Genomic DNA, 18303 nt, shown 5'->3' with positions numbered 1-18303 from the left:
TCGCTGTTCTCGTCGCGGGTCAGAGGAGGTGGCGGCCGGGCAGGTCGGTGCCCCGGTAGGTGCTGTCGAGGATGACCTGGTCTGCGCGTATCCAGGACAGGTCCTCTCCCGTGTGCCTCGTGTGGATGAGGATGAGGTCGGCGTCGAACGAGCTGGGGTCGTCGATCGATTCGAGGAGCCTCCCCGAGTGGAGGAGGGCGCTCGGGATGTGCGAGTCGGTGTAGGCGAGGTCGACGCCGAGCGCGTCCAGGTGCGAGAGGATCTCGAGCGCCGGGGACTCGCGCAGGTCGGCGACGTCGGGCTTGTAGGCGATCCCGATGACGTGCACTCTGGTGCCCTCCAGGCCGAGGCCCAGCTGCAGGAGCAGGTCGCGGATGCGGTCGACGACCTGCCTCGGCCGTGCCGCGATCCGCGTCATCGCCTGGGCGATCATGGGTGCGTCGACGCGTTCCTCCTTGAGCTGCCAGAGCAGGTAGTGGGGGTCGCAGGGGATGCAATGGCCGCCCACACCGGGGCCCGGGTAGAAGGGCATGAAGCCGTACGGCTTGGTGGCGGCCGCGTCGATGACCTCGGTGATGGGTACTCCGAGACTGGAGCAGATGTCGGCGAACTCGTTGGCGAGGGCGATGTTGACGGCCCTGAAGGTGTTCTCCAGGATCTTCGTCATCTCGGCCACCTCGAGGCTCGAGACGCGGTGCACGGCGTCCGCGTAGCGGCCCAGGAGGGTGGCGCCCGCTTCCTCGCAGGCGGGGGTGGCGCCGCCGACGACGCGGGGCACGACCTCCTGGGAGAACTGGTCGACGCCAGGGTTGATGCGCTCGGCGCTGAACACGACGTGGACGTCGCTGCCGACTGCCAGGCCGCGCTTGCGGAGCGGCGTGACGAGGAAGTCCTCGGTGCAGCCGATGTAGGTGGTCGAGGTGAGCATGAGCAGCTGCCCCACGACGGCTGCGGCAACGGCGGTCGCGGCTGCGGCGGCGAGGAGGCTCAGGTCGGGGACGAGGTGCACATCGACTGGGGTGGGCACGCACACCACGATGGCGGCGGCCCTGCTCAGCAGCTCCTGGTCGTCGGTGAGCGCGAAGCCCTCGTCCTGGAGTGCGGTGGCGAGTCGCAAACGATCGCCGTCGAGGAGATCCGCATCCTGCGCCCGGATCGTGGAGAGCCGGCGCTGCGAGACATCGAGCGCCAGGACGCGGCTGCCGGCTGCGTGGTAGGCGAGAGCGGTGGGGAGGCCGACGTAGCCGAGGCCGACGATGGCCACGTCGTAGTCGAAGCTCGTCTGCGTGGCCGGAGGCCGCACATCCTGAGCGAGGGGCACCGGACTGAGTGAGATCGCGACCGCGGGGCCGCTCTCGAAGGTGGTCATGGGGAGTCTCCAGAATCGACAGAGCATCGCCCCCTGGGGAAAGGGCGCTGCATATGGGTGCGGCGGTCGGCGTTGACTCGCTCCGCGTCAACAGCATGGCCCCGCCCGCACCGGCGATCAACAGCCGACCGAGAGGTTGGCGGCTTTCCGAGAGCGGCCTCCATTTCTTGCGGGAAACCGAAGCGGCATTGCGGTCTCATGAACGCGATGAGCATCTACCGTCGGGAGGGCGACGAAGCGATTCGGACGCGGGGAGCAGCGGAACAGCCGCCTGCCCCCGAAGCCGATCACAGCGAGGTGATGACGCGGATGCTCGACGAACTCCCGAAGCTGGTGGTGCTCGTGGCCCTGATCGCCGCCAGCTTCAGCCTCTCCACAGTGCTGTGGTCGGGTGCTGGGCTGCTGCGGATCGTCGCGGCTCGAGTGTGGCGGCGCGACGGTGCGCACCACTCGAGCGCGGGGGGAGGCGCGGACGGCGGTGAGCGCCGCGCTCCCCGGCGGCTCGAGCCGAGCGACGTGGCCGTGCTGATCGCCGCCCACAACGAGGAGCAGGTCATCGGCGACACCATCCGTTCGGCCGCAGCGCAGGTCCCGGCCGCGAACATCTTCGTCGCCTCGGACGGCTCGACGGACGGCACGGTCGCGCTCGCGGAAGCCGCGGGGGTGCAGGTGATCGACATCTTCCCGAACCGGGGCAAGGCCGGTGCGCTGGTCGAGGGCATCTCGAGGTTCTCCCTCCGGGACCGGTTCCAGGTGGTGCTGCTGCTCGACGCCGACAGCAGGCTCAGACCCGACTACCTGCTGACGGGCCTGCCGCTCTTCGACGACGCTGGCACGGTCGCGGTGGCGGGGAGGGCGACGAGTGCACTGCATCCGCGCCCGGAGACCTGGCTGGGGCGCCTGCTCACTGCGTACCGGGAACGCACCTACGTGTTCGTGCAGTGCATGCAGAAGTTCGGCCAGGCGTCGAGGCGAGCGAATGCGGTCGCCATCGTCCCCGGGTTCGCGAGTATGTACCGCACGAGCATCCTCGACTCCGTCGACATCGATGCGGCGGGGCTGGCGATCGAGGACTACAACATGACCTTCGAGGTGCACGCGAAGCGGCTCGGGCGCATCGCGTTCCATCCGAGCTGTGCGGTCGCGGAGACGCAGGATCCGGACACGCTGCGGGACTACGTGCTGCAGATGCGGCGCTGGAGTCTCGGCTTCTGGCAGACGGTGCGCCGGCACGGCGCGCACGTCGGGGTGTTCTGGTTCTCCGTCGGGGTCAGCATCGTGGAGGTGCTCGTGACGAGCATCATCCTGGTGCTCGCGCTGCCGATGCTGCTGCTGTCGACCCTTGCCTGGCTGCTCGCCGACGTCGCGCGCCTCGGCGGTGCAGGGTTCGAGTGGGCCGTGGCCATCGCGGGGGCGGTCCCGCCGGTGATCGTGCTGCTCGGCCTCCTCGTCCCCGACCTGTGCGTGACCCTCATCGCCGCGGTGCTGTCGCGGCGGCTCCCGAACGCGGCGGCGCTCTGCTTCCCGCTCCTGCGCATCGTGGATGCGGCGGTCTGCATGCTCACCTTCGTGCGAGCGTTCGGGGCGGCCGGCGACGGCCGCTGGATCAGCCCGACCAGGCGGAGCATCCCGGCGATCGAGGCTCGCAGCGTGGACCCGACCCCGGACTCGGACCTGGCCCCGGACCGGGCAGTGGCTGAGGTCGTCAGACGAGCAGCGACATGAGTGCCACGAGGCGCGCCCTGGAGTCGACGCCGAGCTTGCGGTAGATGCGGGTGAGGCGGAGCTCGACGGTGCGCTGCGACACGAACAGGATGCCGGCGATTTCACGGTTGCGGTGGCCGCTCCAGACGAGCTGAGCGAGTTCGAGTTCGCGGGTGTCCAGCTGTGAGATGAGCGCTGAGGCTCCCTTGCGTTGCGGCGCGGGCTGGGCTGCCCGTGCTGCGTCTGGCGGAGCGGTCGGCGGCGGCTCCTCTAATCGTCGGCGGCGCGCCGCGAGGACTCGCGCGTGCTCGTGCGTGTGCGTGATTCCATCCGGGACCAGGGCCCCGGCGACATCGAAGGCGAGCGCTGCGAGTGCATCCGTGGGGGCGCAGACCGCGGCGGAGCGAGCTGCGGCGGCGGTCGCCCACGTGGAGGGGTGCTCTCTGGAGGCGGCCTCCAGCCGGCGCAGCTCCTCGCCTGCCTCGTCGTGCCGCCCCGCGAGCCAGAGGGACTCGATGAGTTCCGCATCCGCTCGGAGGATGGACGGGTTCCGCCGGAACGATGCCTGCGAGCGCTTCGCGAGCCGCAGCTCCCGGATGGCGTCGTCGTACCTGCCCTCGATGAGGGCCCGGCTGCCGGCGAGCACCGCGACGTGCGGGCGCAGCGTGCTGTTGTCGTCCTGATCGCACTGCTCGCGTGCCCGGTCGATGAGCTCGTTCACCCGAGTCGAGGGGCTCTGCTCGAGCATCGCGGCGGCCGCCGCGATCAGGTACCTGCGCGGTGCATCCGGTGCTGGCTCTGGCATCTCGAGCGTGGTCCACAGGGTGAGGGCCTGTCTCAGCTTGAGGAGGTTGCCGAGTCGCAGCTCGAGCATGGTGAGCAGCGCGAGCGCGGATTCGCGGAGGAGGAGCGGCAGCGGCCCAGCCGCGGTGAGGTCGTCGATGATGCGCCGCGCCTCCACGTAGCGCTCGTCGAGGATCAGGATGCGGCAGAGCAGGAAGGCATCTTCTGCGGGGAGGGGCGAGCGGTCGTGGATTGCACCGGACAGTTGCTGCTCGGGTTCGCCACCGGCGAGCACCGGAGCTTCGCCGTCGCTGGCAGCTGCGATCGTGGCGAGGAGCCGGTAAGCCAGGGAGTCGACGAGCTGCAGCTCGACCGTGCGTCGGAGGGTGAGCTCGAGCGGTTGGGCGTCCCACCGCTCGAGGTGCAGTCGGGCGAGGGTGATGAGGAGGATCGAGCACGCCTCGGGGGCGCTCGCGCGGTGGGTCTGCACGAGAGCGGCGCCTGCCGAGTCGGCGATGACGTGGTCGATCGCGAACGTGCAGAGCATGCTGACCCTCGCCGCGCGGAGCTCACCCGCAGGCGAGTGCTGCAGGGAACGCCCGAACCCCAGGTAGCGGCGGGCCAGGCTGAACTCGCCCTGGAAGAACAAGGCCTCGGCGAGGAGGGAGAGCAGGTCGCCGCGACCCGGCAGCATGCTGCGCAGCGCGAGCGCCCGCTCCGCGAACTCCACCGCCGTGGCGACCTCTCCGGCCCTGGCCGATGCCTCGGCGAAGCCGAGCAGATCCAACTCGAGGTTCTCGCCGCCATCGAGGAAGCTCCCGTGCCAGAGGGCGATGCCGGACGAACGCTCGTTATGAAGCTCCTTGCCGAGCGCGTGCACCTCCCGCCGCTGGCGGGCATCCATCGCGGCGTGCAGCGCGGCGCGCTCCACCGGATCGGCGATGTGCACGCGGTCGTCCGAGACATCGACGATGCCGTGCTCGATGAGGTCCTCGAGCGCGTCCTGCTGCGCCCAGGACGAGCTGCTGAGGGCGGTTCGGGAAGAGAACGGGGCCAGGGCGATGAGCCCCAGGAGGTCGTCGGAGTCGCGAGCGGTGTGGGACGCCGCCTCGGGGGCGACGGCGTTGGGAATTCGGAGCGGGATGCGGATCGGGTCGACGCCGTCGCGCTCACGCTGATTGAGCCTGGCCGAGACGATCAGCCCCGGGCGGCCATCGGAGGCCACGGCGAGGAGCATGAGCGCCTCCCGGGTCGTGCCGTCGGGGGATGCGGTCGCGGCGACCTCCACGGACTCCTCCCGGGAGAGGGCGCGAAGCGGATGCTGGCGGAACCCGGCGAAGACCGAGCTGCGAGCGATGTGCGTCGCTGACGCGGCGATGCGCAACCCGGTGCCAGGGAGGCGCGGCACGAGGTGCTCGAGCACTGCAGCGCTGTCGGAGTCGAGCAGGTCGATGTCGTCGACGAAGAGGGTGAGGGGAGCCGCATTCGCGCGGAGCTGCCCTGCGAACTCGTCGGCGAGGTGCAGCGGGTGCAGTCGCTCGGCTCTGACCAGCGCGAGCTGCTTCTCGATGCTCTCCTGGGCCGGCCCGCCGAGGCTGAGCGCGATGACCGACAGCCCCGAGTACGGCCATTGGCTCTCGCTCCGTCTCAGCCGGATGAGCTTCGCGCCGAGATCTGCCGCGCCAGCCTCGAGCAGGCTCGTCTTGCCGATCTGCCGTGGGCCGGTGAAGAGCAGGAAGTCCTCCGCGCCCTCCGAGCGCACCGCCGAGAGAAGCGCCAGTTCGCGGTTTCGTCCCAGCATGGCTGCGTCCACTCTCCCACCGGTGGCGTATCGATCAGGAGGGGGAGTGGCGGGGATCGTCGCTTTCGGTGTGCGATGAGTTTAGATGCCGTTGCATGCAGACTCATGTAGTCACCCCGGGTTTCACCCCGGGGTAGAGGTGCCCAGCAACCCTGCAGGCCTGGCCTAGCGGGACAGGCTGAGGAACCTGTACCGGATGCCGGTGCGCGAGGTGAGCCAGCCCTCCGACGGCTCGCGGGCGTCCACCGACCACTCCTCGCCAGACCAGTCGGGGGCGTGCGCGTCGCCAGGGACGTCGAGGTCGATCTCAGTCACCTCGAGGCGGTCGGCGCGCGCGATGGCCTCCCGGTAGAGCTCACCGCCGCCCATGACCCACGCGTCGGCGTCGGCGTTTGCATTGGCGTCAGCGTTTGCATTCGTGCTCGTGCCCGCGAGGGCGAGCGCCTCCTCGAGCGATCCGGCGCGCTCGGCCCCCTCTGCGGCCCAGTCAGCCTGCCGTGTCACGACGATATTCCGACGCCCCGGCAGCGGACGGAAGCGTTCCGGGAGCGAGTCCCAGGTCTTGCGGCCCATGATCACGGGATGCTTGAGCGTGACGGCCTTGAAGTGCGCCAGGTCCTCAGGTACGTGCCAGGGGATGCCGCCCTCGGCGCCGATCACGCCGCCGCGTGCCTGCGCCCAGACGAGCCCGACGCTCATACCGCGATCGCCGCGCGGATCGTTGGGTGGTGCTCGTAGTTCGCGACCTCGAAGTCCTCGAACTCGTAGTCGAAGATCGTGTCGGGGGTGCGGTGGATGCGCAGCTGCGGGTACGGGTACGGGTCGCGCGTCAGCTGCTCCCGCACCTGCTCTTCGTGGTTGTCGTAGATGTGCACGTCGCCGCCCGTCCACACGAACTCACCGGGCTCGAGCCCCGTCTGCTGCGCCACCATGAGCGTGAGCATGGCGTAGGAGGCGATGTTGAACGGCACGCCGAGGAACAGGTCGGCGCTGCGCTGGTACAGCTGGCAGGAGAGCTTGCCGTCGGCGACGTAGAACTGGAACAGGGCGTGGCACGGGGGCAGCGCCATGGTGGAGATCTCGGCCGGGTTCCAGGCCGTGACGATGTGGCGGCGGGAGTCGGGGTTGTCGCGGATCTGTGCCACGACCTGCTCGATCTGGTCGATGTGGCCGCCCTCGGGGGTCGGCCAGGAGCGCCACTGCACGCCGTAGACGGGGCCGAGGTCGCCGTTCTCGTCGGCCCACTCGTCCCAGATCTTCACGCCGCGCTCCTGCAGCCAGCGCACGTTCGAGTCTCCGCGGAGGAACCACAGCAGCTCGTACGCGATGGACTTGAAGTGCACGCGCTTCGTCGTGATGAGCGGGAAGCTCTCCGACAGGTCGAACCGAAGCTGGCGGCCGAACACGCTGCGCGTCCCCGTGCCGGTGCGGTCGGACTTGCGGGCGCCGGTCTCGAGCACGTCGCGCAGCAGGTCTTCGTACGGGGTCTTGATCTCCGAAGTCACGTCCCGAGGATACGCCTCGGCGCCCTCTGGGGCATCTCGCGGGAGGCGCGACCTACGCTCGTGGCATGAGCACCCCCGCAGCCTCCCCGTCCAAGCCCGAACGTCTGCTGATCGCCGGCTTCGGCAAGCTCGGTGCGCGGCTGGGGGAGCGGTACGCGGCCCGCGGCACCGAGGTGCTCGGCGTGCGGCGCGGCGAGCGCGTGGCAGGCGCAGGCGTCGAGCTCATCCGCGCTGACCTTGCCGACTCGGGCGCCGCGCCCCTCAGCCTGCCCGGCGTCGACGCACTGGTCATCACGCTCCCGCCGCCCTCTGTGGACGGCGTCGTCGCGCCCGACGGCTACCGGCGCTCCCTCGAGACGCTCGCGGCGGGCCTGCCGAGCATCCCGGAGCGGGTCGTGTTCGTGTCGTCGACGCGCGTGTTCGAAGGCAGGGGCGACGGCTCCTCGATCAGCGAGACGGACGCGCCGGCACCGACCTCGGACCGGGGCCGCGCGCTCGTCGACGGCGAGCGACGCGCGGTCGAGCTGTTCGGCGCCACCGTCGTGCGGCCATCGGGAATCTACGGCCCGGGGCGGGACAGCCTCATCCGGCGTGTGCTCGCTGGCGACCCCATCCAGTACGCCCGCCGGACGAATCGGGTGCACGAGACCGACCTCGTGCGCGCCATCGAGGCGCTGCTCGAGCGGGCAGACGCGCCCCAGATGCTGCACGCGACCGACGCCAGCCCGGCTTCCCTCGGCGAGGTCGCGACCTTCGTGGCAGGCGAGCTGGGCGTGGATGCGCCCCCGCGCATCCACCCGGAAGAGGCCGGCGGCACCCTGCTGAGCGGAGAGCGGATTCTTGCATTCCTCGGCGCTCTCGACTACCCCGGCTACCGCGACGGCTACGCCGAGATGGTTCGCCTGCGCGTGGCCTGACCCCGTCCGCCGCCGCCCTCCCGCTGCGCCTGCCCGTCTTCGCCCGGCCTTCGCGCGTTCCTCCCCGCTCCGCCCGGCCCTCCCCGCTCCGCCCGCCCCTCCCCGCCGCGCAGGGCTGAGTTGTGGTCGTTCTCACGCGTTCTTGACGACCACAAGTCCGCTTTGGGCGTGCGCGCGCCCCGCCGCCGCATCCGCCGCAGTTCTCTCGCTGTGCCACGACTTCGCGTGCCGCTCCTGGTCCGCCCGGCCTGCGCGGGCCTCCTTCTGCTCAGGCCTCGTGTGCTTCCCCCGCTTGCCCAGAGTTGAGTTGTGGTTGTCCTGGCGCGTTCTTGACGACCACAAGTCCGCTTTGGGCGTGCGTGCCGAGCTTGGCGGGCACGCCGGATGCCCGGGCGCGGGTTGGGGGGATGGCGGGGTGCGGGGTGATTGGTGCGCACGGCTTGGTGCGGACGGCGCGGTCGCCAGCGCGAGTTCGGGAGAAGCGACGCGCGCGGGAGCGATGCCGGTGCGCGGCATACTGGTGGCGTCGCCGCGAGGCGCCTGCTCCGCCCCGAGCTCCACCCCGCACTCGTCGCCCGTCACCAAGGGCGACGCCCGAAGGAGTCGCATGCCCGAGCCAGAAGCCCCCGACGAGACCGCGGGTGTGCCCTCACCCGCGTCCAGCTCACCATCGGTGCTCGACTCCGGGCAGTCTGTTCTGGGACAGCCCGTTCCCGGGCAGCCTGTTCCGGAGCAGCAGGTTCTCGGGCACCCCGTTCTAGGACAGCACGTTCCCGCGGTGCCCGACTCCGGGCAGCCCGTTCCCGCGTTCGCTGACGCTGAAGCGTTCATCCTCACCGCCGACACGATCGTGACGATGGATGCGCAGCTGCCGCGTGCATCCGCGGTCGCGGTCGCCGGCGCGAAGATCGTCGCCGTCGGCACGCTCGCCGAGTGCGCGGAGGTTCTGCCGGGCGCCCCGGTGCTCGATAGCGGCGCGCCCGTGCTCATGCCCGGCTTCATCGACCCGCACAGCCACCCGTTCCTGAGCGGACTCGCCACGCAGCTGCCTGCGCTGTCGATCGCGCCGTGGAAGGCACCGCGCTGGAGCGACGTGCTCAGCATCTTCTCGCAGGCGATGGCGGAGAACGACGCGGGTCTTCCCCTGCTCTTCAACGGCTTCGATGCGCTCCTGCACGGTCGCCCGGCCCCGACGGCCGCCGACCTCGACGAGATCTTCGGCGACCGGATCGCTGTGGTCGTCGACAACTCGGGGCACGCCTGCTCGTTCACGTCGGCGCTCATCCGCAGTCGCGGCTGGGACGCGCATCCGCCCGCCGACCCGATCGGGGGATCCTTCGCGCGCGACGCCGACGGCGCCCTGACCGGCATCTCGTACGAGATCCCCGCCAACACGGCCGTGCTGGGGCCCGTCATGCAGCAGCTCGGCGGCAACCCTCTCGGCAGCGCAGCCGAGTACTACGCCCTCATGGCGCGCGCCGGCATCACCTCGACGTCCGACATGACGTTCTCCGCCGACCTCGCCCCCGCCTACGAGGCGCTCGCCGTCATGCCGTCTTCGCCGCTGCGCGTGAGCCTGTGGGAGGTGTCGACCGCCGCAGATCCGGGGGCTTCCGCAACGTTTTCCGCGGGGGAGGAGCGACTCGTCAAGCAGGGCGTGAAGCTCTGGACCGATGGGTCCCCGTGGATCGGCAACGTCGCCACCTCCTTCCCCTACGTCGCGAGCGAGGCGACCGAGCGAGCGGGCATCGACCCCGCGACGGCGGGTGGCGCATCCGCCATGAACTACTCGCGAGCACAGGTGGATGCGATCCTCGACCGTTGCGCGCCGCTCGGCTGGCAGATGTCGTTCCACGCGAACGGCGACCTGGCCATCGACTTCGCTCTCGACGCCTACGAGCGCGCGCTCGCCGAGCACGGTCTGCTCGGCGCCGACCACCGCTGGCGCATCGAGCACGCGGGGGCTGGGCGCCGCGAGCAGTTCGAGCGGGCCGCGCGCCTCGGCGTCCACGTCTCGCTCGCGCCGTTCCAGTACTACTTCTGGGGCGACCTCCTCGACGGGCACATGTTCGCGCCCGAGCACGGCGCGCGCTGGCAGGCGTTCGCCGAGGCGGTCGAGGCGGGGGTCGTGGTGTCGCTGCACAACGACGGCTCCGTGTCCCCGCCGGCACCCCTCCTGAACGTGCAGACTGCCGTGACCCGGCGCACGAGCAGCGGGCGCATCCACGCCCCGCAGCAGGCGATCTCGGTGGATGCGGCGCTCAAGGCCCACACGATCGACGCGGCCCGCACCCTCCACCGGGAGCATCTCGTCGGATCGATCGCGGTGGGCAAGCTCGCCGACTTCGTGGAGCTGAGCGCCGACCCGTACGAGGTGACGCCCCGCTACCTCGCGGAGCGTGTGCAGGTCCTCGGAACGTGGGTGGATGGGGCGCGCGTCGACCTGCCGGAGTTCCTCGCCGCGGCGCACGCCAGCGACCCCGCGCCGCACGTCCACCACGCGGCACGCGGCCACACGGGGCACGGCTGCTGAGTCGCGCGGACCAGGCCGGGCCGGGCCGGGCCGGGCCTGGCGGGGCCGGGCCTGGCGGGCAGGGTCTCGCGTGCGGGGCCTGGCGGGGCCGGTCCTGGCGGGCCGGGTCTCGCGTGCGGATTCTCGCGGGCTGGGCCGGACCGCGCGCGGTTGCGTGCCGAGTCTTGCGCGCCGGGCCGCGCGCGCCGGCCCGCCAGAGTTGTGGCCTGGTGCGGTTGGGGCCGGGGTTAGCGGCATCTCCCCATAACTCTCTGCTGGAGGGGCGTCTGCGTGGCGGCCGGGGTTCGTCCGCGTGCGTATCCGCGTCCGCGGAGTTGTGGCTCGTTGCGGTTGGGGGCGGGGTGGGGAGCACTTGCCCACAAATCTCCGAGCGTCCTGGGTCCTGGTGTGAGTGGACAGGTTCCGCTGGCCGCTGGCCGCTGGCTGCTGGTTGCTCGCCCTTCGCCGTTGGAGCTCGGGCTCCGAGGTCGGTGAACCCGACCCGACTCGGCGCCCACAGAGTTGTCGCTTGGTGCGGTTGGGGGCGGGATAGGCAGCGCTTGCCCACAACTCTTTGATCGCTCGCGCTCTGTGGAACCGCGTCCGCTCCCGCAGCGTTGTGGCTTGGTGCGGTTGGGGTCGGGGGTAGCGGCATCTCCCCACAACTCTCTGCGGGAGGGGTCTGAGAGGCGTCCGGGTGGCGTCCGCGTCCCCGTCCGCGGAGTTGTGGCTTGGTGCGCTTGGGGCCTGGGCGGGGAGCACTTGGCCACAACTCTCCGAGCGTCCAGGTTCCTGGTGTGAGTGGATAGGTTCCGCTGGCCGCTGGCCGCTGGCCGCTCGACGCTCGCCGTTGGAGCTCGGGCTCCGAGGTCGGTGGACCCGACGCGGCGCCCACAGCGTTGTGGCTTGGTGCGGTTGGGGTCGGGGTTAGCGGCATCTCCCCACAACTCTCTGCGGGAGGGGTCTGAGAGGCGTCCGGGTGGCGTCCGCGTCCCCGTCCGCGTTCGCGTCCCCGTCCGCGTCCGCGGAGTTGTGGCGGGGTGCGGTTGGGGGCGGCGTGGGGAGCACTTGGCCACAACTCCGGGGCGCGCTGCCGCTGCTGCTGCCGCAGTGGAGCCCGAGCCAGGGCCCGCCGAGCCCGAGCCCGCGCCCGCGCCCGCGCGAGCCCCATGGGCCGGCCGCGCTAGTCGCGGATGCGGCGCCGCTCCCACGCGAGCGCGATGTGCTCGCGCATCTCTCTGGCGGCCGCCTCGCTGTCGCCGGCTTCGATGGCGGCGTAGACGCGCTCGTGCTCTTCGAGGGTGAGGCGCACGGCGTCGGCACCCGGAGCGCCGTAGTAGCGGCTGCTCTCACCGGCGCGCTTCGAGAGGCTGCGGGCGATGCCGGAGGCGAGGCGGTCGCCGGCGGTGTCCATGACGGAGAAGTGGAAGGCGACATCCGCGGCGGCGAACGCGTCGCGCTCGTCGGCGGTGGCGTGCATGGTCTCGAGGTGGTCGTGGATGACGCGCAGCTCGTCGTCGCTCCGGCTCGTGGCGGCGGCCGCGGCGATGCTCGACTCGAGCTGCCCGCGCACGACGGCGAGCTCGTCGAGGATGCCGAGCGTCTCGTCGTTCTCGATCATGGTGCCGAGCACGACCTTGTCGAGGATGTTCCACTCGGACTGCGGGGCGATCTGCGTTCCGCGTCCTTGCACGACGGAGACCATCCCCTTCTCCTCGAGGCGCTTCATGGACTCGCGGATGACGGTGCGGCTGACGCCGAAGTTCTCGCACAGCTCGGTCTCGGTGGGGAGGAGGTCGCCTGGTGCGACTTCTCCGGTGACGATGGCGGAGACGAGGTCGTGCACGACCTGCACGCCGAGCCTCGCGGCGGGCGTGCGGTGGGTGCCGAGCCGGGGCGTCGTGGTGCTGGACATGCGGTGATTGTAGTCACGAAGTGGCCCGCGAATCCGCGCACACGAGCAAAAGCCAGAAAAAACGTATGACGAATAAATCATGTGATGTATGCTGAATCTCCCATCTGAAGATCAAGGACGATATGAAGATCACCGGCTTCCGCTTGCTCACCACCCGGCACGACTGGGGGCGGTCGATCGGCGACGTCAACGGCCACATCCGCGCCGCAGTCACCGACGTCCCGATCGTGATCCTCGAGACCGACGAGGGGGTCGAGGGGGTCGGCATCGGCTCGCACGCCGACGTCGCCAGGCTCTTCCCGGCGATCGAGGGGGAAGACCCCCGAGGGGTCTCGGCGCTCTTCGACCGGATGCTCGCGCAGGTCTTCAAGTCCGGTCACGCGGGTGCCACCTACGGCGGGGTCGCGACGCTCGATGCCGCGCTCTGGGACCTCAAGGCGAAGCTCGCCGGCGAGCCCCTCTGGCGCCTGCTCGGCGGACGCGACAGGTTCGTGCCCGGGTATGCATCCGGTCTCGACATCGCACTCGACGACGGCGAGCTCGTCTCCTTCTATGAGGACTTCGCGGAGCGTGGCTACGTCGCCGGCAAGCTCAAGGGCGGCGTCGACCCGGTCGCCGATCTGCGTCGGCTGCGGCTCCTGCGCGGCGTGCTCGCTCGCAACACCCCGAGTCCGGGCCTCATGCTCGATGCCAACGAGTCGTGGCAGGTGAAGCAGGCGGTGAGGTACGTCTCCGCGATCGAGAGCGAGATCGACCTCCTGTGGGTCGAGGAGCCGCTGCGGCGCTGGGATGCGCTCGGTCACGCGCGCCTGTCGGCGGCGGTGCGCGCGGCGGTCGCGACCGGGGAGAACCTGACGGGCGTCGACCAGTTCCGTCCGCTCTTCGATGCGGGGGCGCCCGACATCGTGCAGGCTGGCGCCATCTGGGGGGTCACGCACGTGCTCCGCCTCGCCTACGCGGCGGATGCCAGGAACCTCCCCGTGAGCCCGGTGGGCTACAACACGAATCCGGCCGTCGCCGCCGCCATGACCGCGGTGCCGAATCACCTGACGACCGAGGTGCAGGCCCTGCACTGGGCCCACGGCATGAGCGTCGATCAGGAGTTCGCCGACGGTGGCATCGTGCTCGGGGATCAGGTTGGGTCCGGCATCAGCATCGACGAGTCTGCGATCGTGGATGCGGGGCGCGGCTGGGCGGATCCGGCCGGCCCGCACATGCGCCCGTCTCGTGCTGGGCTGCGGGTCGTGCTCGATGGCGTCGAGCGCTGAGCTGGCGCCTGGTGTGCGGCGGGCGCTGCGGTTGGCGCGCGAGAGTTGTGGGCAGGTGTCGCTGGCGGTCAGGACGAGCGCGTCGGGTCACAACTCTGCGCGGTGGGGGTGCCTGTGGGATGCGATCACATCGGCGGGCGAAGAACCTGCCGTGAGGACTTGCGGCGGGGTCGTCGCATCGGTAGATTAGGTGCAATGGCAGCGCTACCAGTAGCGCTCACATAGACCGGGTTCCCATCCGGTTCGCACACGCTCACGCAACGGCGCGAAGGAGTCGCAGTGTCCACGAGTTCCCTTGAAACGCAGGCCGGAGAGGCCGAGGTCGGCAGCGCCGCCCTCCTGCCGGACGGCCCCGTGCGGGCCCGCTCCGCGAAGATCGGCGCCATCGGCGCTGGCGCCATCATGGCAGACCAGCACCTCGCGGCCTACAGCGAAGCCGGCTTCCCCGTCGTCGCGATCGCCTCCAGAACCAAGGCCAACGCCCAGCGCGTCGCCGAGCGGTGGGGCATCCCGACCGTGCACGACACCCCAGAGCAGCTCATCGAGGACCCCGAGGTCGAGGTCGTCGACATCGCGTACCCGCCCGACCTGCAGCCCGCGCTCATCCGCAAGGCCCTCGCGCAGCCGCACGTCAAGGCGGTGCTGGCCCAGAAACCCCTCGCCCTCACGCTCGACGAGGCCATCGCCCTCCGTGACGAGGCTCAGGCTGCCGGCAAGATCCTCTCCGTCAACCAGAACATGCGCTACGACCAGTCGATCCGCGTGCTCAAGCAGCTCCTCGAGCGCGGTGAGCTCGGCGAGCCCGTCTTCGTCGAGATCGACATGAAGGCCGTGCCCCACTGGCAGGGCTTCCTCGAGGGCTACGACCGTCTCACGCTCGCCAACATGAGCGTGCACCACCTCGACGTCCTCCGCTTCCTCTTCGGCGACCCCGACGAGATCATGACCGTCACCCGCTCCGACCCCCGCACCCGGTTCCCGCACACCGACGGCATCGTCGTCTCCACCCTGCGCTTCCCCGGCGGGCTCCTCGCCCTCTCGACGGAAGACGTGTGGGGCGGCCCGCGCGAAGAGGGGTTCGACGACGACTTCTCCATCACCTGGCGAGTGGAGGGGACGCGCGGCGTCGCGAAGGGCACGATCGGCTGGCCGAGCGGCACGCCGTCGACCATCACGTACGCCTCGGCCGCCCGCGCCGACGGGGGACCGTCGACCGACGGCAAGTGGGTGACGCCCACCTGGGACACGCACTGGTTCCCGCACGCGTTCATCGGCGTCATGGAGCAGCTCCAGCACGCCGTCGAGACCGGCAGCGAGCCCGCCCTCACCGTCGCAGACAACGTCAAGACCGTCGCCCTCATCGAGGCCGGCTACCGCTCCATCGCCGAACGGCGCCCCGTGCGCCTCGACGAGTTCCCCCTCTGACCTCGACCCCCGCATCCACTCACCACCCCTCACGGGCCAACGGCCCCAAGCGAAGGAGCAAAGAAGCTCATGATCCAAGTCGGCATCTTCAGCGGATACTTCCCCTACGACCTCAAGACCACCGCCCAGAAGGCGCGCGAGCTCGGCTTCAACACCGTCCAGCTCGACCTGCACTTCAAGGACCTCGACCTCACGGCGGGCCAGATCACGAAGGAGAAGGCGAAGCTCGTCGCCGACACCTTCCGCGACAACAACCTCCCCATCTCGGCGATCTCGGGATACACGAACATCGTGCACCCGGACCCGGACCACCGCCGCGCGAACGTCGACTACCTGAAGGAGATCATCCGCAACGCGCGCTCCTTCGGAACGCCGTACGTCATCAGCGAGTCCGGCACCTTCAACCCCGACAGCGAGTGGGACAGCGACCCGCACAACAAGACCGAGGACGCCTACGAGCAGGTGCGCGACGTGCTCGCCGAGCTCGCCCAGGAAGCGTACGACCACGGCTCGATCTTCCTGCTCGAGACGTACGTCAACAACGTCATCGGCTCGGTCCGCGAGACGGTGCGCGTGTTCAACGACATCCGCTCGCCCGGCATCGAGCTGCTCATGGACCCGACCAACTACTTCGACGCGTCGAACATCGACGACCAGGCTGGCGTGCTCAACGAGGTCTTCGACACGCTCGCCGACAAGGTGCGCGTCGCCCATGCCAAGGACGTCAAGCGGGCGGGCGACGACAAGAGCGAGAAGCACGCCGACATCGGCGACGACGACGCACTCGCGTCGCACACCTTCCGCGGCGTCGGCGAGATCGAGCTGCCGGCCGCGGGCCTCGGCTCGCTCGACTACGAGCTGTACCTGCAGCGACTCGCGGAGCGCAGCCCGAACGCGCCGCTCATCATCGAGCACCTCGATGAGTCGGACATCCCGCGCGCGAAGAAGTTCATCGACGACATCCTGCGCAAGTACTCGATCTAGCCGGCGCTCGCGCCCGTCGGGGCGCGGCGCGCAGCGGTCAGCTTCCGTGATGACTCGAGCCGGATCGCCCGAAGAGGGTGGCGTCCGGCCGAGTTGTCACGGAGATTGGTCGGGGCGGGCAGCGGTGCACGCAGGGTCAGCAGACAACAACGGGCTTCGGCCGGAGGAACCATGACGGAAACAGGTGAGAAGCCGGTCGCGATCGTGACCGGTGCAGGCGGATCTCTCGGACGGGCCACCGCCCTGCGACTCGGGCGCGACGGCTACGCCGTCGCGGTGCTCGGTCGAGGCGGCGCGACGCTGGCGGAGACGGCGGACGAGCTGCGGGCTGCGGGCATCCCCACCTACGTGCTCGAAGTCGACCTGCGCGACGCCGCCGCCATCAAGGCGGCCGTGCGCGAGGCTGAGACCGCGTTCGGGCCCGTGCACGCGCTCATCAACAACGCCGCGATCTACCCGCCGACGCCGTTCTTCGACATCACGGTGGAGGAGTTCGACGACGTCGTCGCGGTGAACCAGCGCGGCTACTTCGTGGCGGCGCAGGCGGCGGCCGAGCTCATGCGCGAGCGTGGCACCGGCGCGATCGTCAACATCGGCTCCATCACGTGGAGCGGCGGATGGGACAAGCTCGCGAGCTACGTCACGACGAAGGGTGCCGCCGTCGCCATGACGCGGGCCCTCGCCCGTGAGCTCGGCGAGTTCGGGATCCGCGTGAACCTCCTCTCTCCGGGGGCGTTCCCGACGAAGGCCGAGGAGATCCACGAGAACCCCGAGCAGTACACGCAGTTCGTGCTCGACCACCAGTCGCTGAAGCGGCGCGGCGACCCTGACGAGGTCGCGAGCGTCATCTCCTTCCTGGTGGGCAAGGACTCGAGCTTCGTGACCGGGCAGACGATCAACGTCGATGGCGGATGGGTGATGATGTGAGCGAGCAGCAGACTTCAGGGGCGGCGGCACGGACCGGGGCGGCGGGCGCCGGTGGCACGGACGGGGTCGACGTCTTCGGCGCCGAGCTGTCGATCGCCGATCTCCGCAGGCGCACGGGCGACCTCTCCGCCGTGGCGGGCATCCGCCAGGTGGTGCTCGACAACGGCGTGGAGCGCGGCGTGCGGGCGATCGACCTGCGCACCTCCGCCGGCCTCGAGCTCGAGGTGCTCGTCGACCGGGCGTTCGACCTCGGCTCGATGCGCTTCCGCGGTGCCCCCATCGGGTGGCGCAGTGGCAACGGGTTCCGGCATCCCGGCCTGCACGAGCACAACGACGAGGGCGGGCTCTCCTGGCTGCGGGCGCTCGATGGGCTGCTCGTCTCCGGCGGCCTCGACCACACGCTCTTCGGCGGCGAGGTGGATGCGACCCGCTACAACTACCCGCCGAAGCAGACCGTCACGCACGGGCTGCACGGGCGGCTGACCGCGATTCCGGCGCGGCTGCTCGAGGCGCGTGAGCTCGAGCGTGACGGTCGAGTGGTGCTGCGGGTCGTCGGCGAGGTGATCCAGGCGACGGCGTTCGGCGAGCATCTGCGCCTGACGCGCACGATCGAGCTCGACTTCGACGGTCGCGAGGTGCGCTTCGACGATGTCGTCGACAACCTCGGGTTCGACCCGACGCCTCACATGTTCCTGTACCACATCAACGTCGGCTGGCCCTTCCTGGATGAGGGTGCGAGGTTCGTCGCACCCATCACGAAGCACCTCTGGCAGTCGGACTCGGTGGCCGAGCAGGGCGCGAGCTACCGGGTCATGCCCGCTCCGATCGACGGGTTCGTGGAGCAGGTCACCGAGCATGAGCTCGTGGTCGGCGACGACGGCAGGCACCGCGTCGCGCTCATCACGGCCGGTGGCGAGCGGGGGATCGAGCTGAGCTGGGAGGCTGCGGGCATGCCCCACTTCTTCGAGTGGCAGAACCTGCGCAGCGGCCAGTACGGCATCGGGCTCGAGCCGAGCACGCACCACGTGTCCGGGGATGCGGCTTCGCGCCAGGATGGCACGGCCCTGTTCCTCGAGCACGGGGAGTCGCGCAGCTACTCGACGACGATCCGCGTGCTCGACGGTGTCGCGGAGACGAGCGCGGCCGAGGCCGCTATTCGCGCTATCGGCGATCAGCCGGAATGAACCTCCATG

13 protein-coding genes are annotated in these 18303 nt (G+C 70.4%); 8 read left to right on the top strand and 5 right to left on the bottom strand.

The features are described from left to right. Positions 1-19: 19 nt before the first annotated feature. Complete coding sequence (locus tag ITJ61_RS09295; protein WP_104244907.1) at positions 20-1369, bottom strand: nucleotide sugar dehydrogenase; 1350 nt, start codon at positions 1367-1369, stop codon at positions 20-22. A 207-nt stretch (positions 1370-1576) separates the two neighbouring features. On the opposite strand from ITJ61_RS09295, the gene ITJ61_RS09290 reads away from it, so the two are divergent. Next, positions 1577-3094, top strand: a complete 1518-nt coding sequence (locus ITJ61_RS09290; RefSeq protein WP_228496638.1) for a glycosyltransferase family 2 protein — start codon at positions 1577-1579, stop codon at positions 3092-3094. Here ITJ61_RS09290 and ITJ61_RS09285 read toward each other — a convergent pair. The 3 genes from ITJ61_RS09285 to ITJ61_RS09275 form a co-directional block, all read right to left on the bottom strand. After that, a complete protein-coding gene (locus ITJ61_RS09285; protein WP_194686020.1) occupies positions 3075-5657 on the bottom strand; it encodes a helix-turn-helix transcriptional regulator in 2583 nt (860 codons plus the stop codon). The genes ITJ61_RS09290 and ITJ61_RS09285 overlap by 20 nt on opposite strands. A gap of 165 nt (positions 5658-5822) precedes the next feature. Then, a complete protein-coding gene (locus ITJ61_RS09280; protein ID WP_194686019.1) occupies positions 5823-6356 on the bottom strand; it encodes a dihydrofolate reductase in 534 nt (177 codons plus the stop codon). Next, positions 6353-7162 (bottom strand): thymidylate synthase, encoded by an 810-nt coding sequence (locus tag ITJ61_RS09275; protein ID WP_104298174.1) that lies wholly within the window; start codon positions 7160-7162, stop codon positions 6353-6355. The genes ITJ61_RS09280 and ITJ61_RS09275 overlap by 4 nt, the downstream gene beginning before the upstream one ends. Before the next feature lie 65 nt (positions 7163-7227). Between ITJ61_RS09275 and ITJ61_RS09270 the strand changes: the two genes are divergently transcribed. Then, positions 7228-8079, top strand: a complete 852-nt coding sequence (locus tag ITJ61_RS09270; RefSeq protein WP_194686018.1) for a sugar nucleotide-binding protein — start codon at positions 7228-7230, stop codon at positions 8077-8079. 607 nt (positions 8080-8686) lie between these two features. Further along, positions 8687-10612 (top strand): amidohydrolase, encoded by a 1926-nt coding sequence (locus tag ITJ61_RS09265; RefSeq protein ID WP_228496637.1) that lies wholly within the window; start codon positions 8687-8689, stop codon positions 10610-10612. A gap of 1162 nt (positions 10613-11774) precedes the next feature. On the opposite strand, the gene ITJ61_RS09260 is transcribed toward ITJ61_RS09265, so the two are convergent. Further along, the gene (locus ITJ61_RS09260; protein WP_104244939.1) at positions 11775-12506 is read right to left on the bottom strand and encodes a FadR/GntR family transcriptional regulator; all 732 of its coding nucleotides are present in this window, start codon (positions 12504-12506) and stop codon (positions 11775-11777) included. Positions 12507-12628: 122 nt separating this feature from the next. On the opposite strand from ITJ61_RS09260, the gene ITJ61_RS09255 reads away from it, so the two are divergent. From ITJ61_RS09255 to ITJ61_RS09235, 5 genes are all read left to right on the top strand, one after another. After that, complete coding sequence (locus ITJ61_RS09255) at positions 12629-13774, top strand: mandelate racemase/muconate lactonizing enzyme family protein (protein ID WP_194686017.1); 1146 nt, start codon at positions 12629-12631, stop codon at positions 13772-13774. A 279-nt stretch (positions 13775-14053) separates the two neighbouring features. Next, positions 14054-15199, top strand: a complete 1146-nt coding sequence (locus ITJ61_RS09250; protein ID WP_323744326.1) for a Gfo/Idh/MocA family oxidoreductase — start codon at positions 14054-14056, stop codon at positions 15197-15199. A 69-nt stretch (positions 15200-15268) separates the two neighbouring features. Continuing rightward, a complete protein-coding gene (locus ITJ61_RS09245) occupies positions 15269-16183 on the top strand; it encodes a sugar phosphate isomerase/epimerase family protein (protein ID WP_104298177.1) in 915 nt (304 codons plus the stop codon). A gap of 171 nt (positions 16184-16354) precedes the next feature. Further along, complete coding sequence (locus tag ITJ61_RS09240) at positions 16355-17110, top strand: SDR family NAD(P)-dependent oxidoreductase (protein ID WP_194686016.1); 756 nt, start codon at positions 16355-16357, stop codon at positions 17108-17110. Next, positions 17107-18294, top strand: a complete 1188-nt coding sequence (locus tag ITJ61_RS09235; RefSeq protein WP_323744325.1) for an aldose 1-epimerase family protein — start codon at positions 17107-17109, stop codon at positions 18292-18294. Before ITJ61_RS09240 ends, ITJ61_RS09235 begins: the two co-directional genes overlap by 4 nt. Positions 18295-18303 lie beyond the last annotated feature (9 nt).

Origin of the sequence: Pseudoclavibacter sp. VKM Ac-2888 (assembly GCF_015351285.1) — a bacterium.
Taxonomy (GTDB): domain Bacteria; phylum Actinomycetota; class Actinomycetes; order Actinomycetales; family Microbacteriaceae; genus Pseudoclavibacter.
This window is presented reverse-complemented; position numbering and strand designations above follow the sequence as displayed.

Bases quoted from the DNA above. Each gene is read 5' to 3' on its own strand.
- ITJ61_RS09295 (WP_104244907.1), bottom strand. From the start codon at position 1,369: ATGACCACCTTCGAGAGCGGCCCCGCGGTCGCGATCTCACTCAGTCCG.
- ITJ61_RS09240 (WP_194686016.1), top strand. From the start codon at position 16,355: ATGACGGAAACAGGTGAGAAGCCGGTCGCGATCGTGACCGGTGCAGGC.
- ITJ61_RS09260 (WP_104244939.1), bottom strand. From the start codon at position 12,506: ATGTCCAGCACCACGACGCCCCGGCTCGGCACCCACCGCACGCCCGCC.
- ITJ61_RS09265 (WP_228496637.1), top strand. From the start codon at position 8,687: ATGCCCGAGCCAGAAGCCCCCGACGAGACCGCGGGTGTGCCCTCACCC.
- ITJ61_RS09290 (WP_228496638.1), top strand. From the start codon at position 1,577: ATGAGCATCTACCGTCGGGAGGGCGACGAAGCGATTCGGACGCGGGGA.
- ITJ61_RS09245 (WP_104298177.1), top strand. From the start codon at position 15,269: ATGATCCAAGTCGGCATCTTCAGCGGATACTTCCCCTACGACCTCAAG.
- ITJ61_RS09270 (WP_194686018.1), top strand. From the start codon at position 7,228: ATGAGCACCCCCGCAGCCTCCCCGTCCAAGCCCGAACGTCTGCTGATC.
- ITJ61_RS09285 (WP_194686020.1), bottom strand. From the start codon at position 5,657: ATGCTGGGACGAAACCGCGAACTGGCGCTTCTCTCGGCGGTGCGCTCG.
- ITJ61_RS09255 (WP_194686017.1), top strand. From the start codon at position 12,629: ATGAAGATCACCGGCTTCCGCTTGCTCACCACCCGGCACGACTGGGGG.
- ITJ61_RS09280 (WP_194686019.1), bottom strand. From the start codon at position 6,356: ATGAGCGTCGGGCTCGTCTGGGCGCAGGCACGCGGCGGCGTGATCGGC.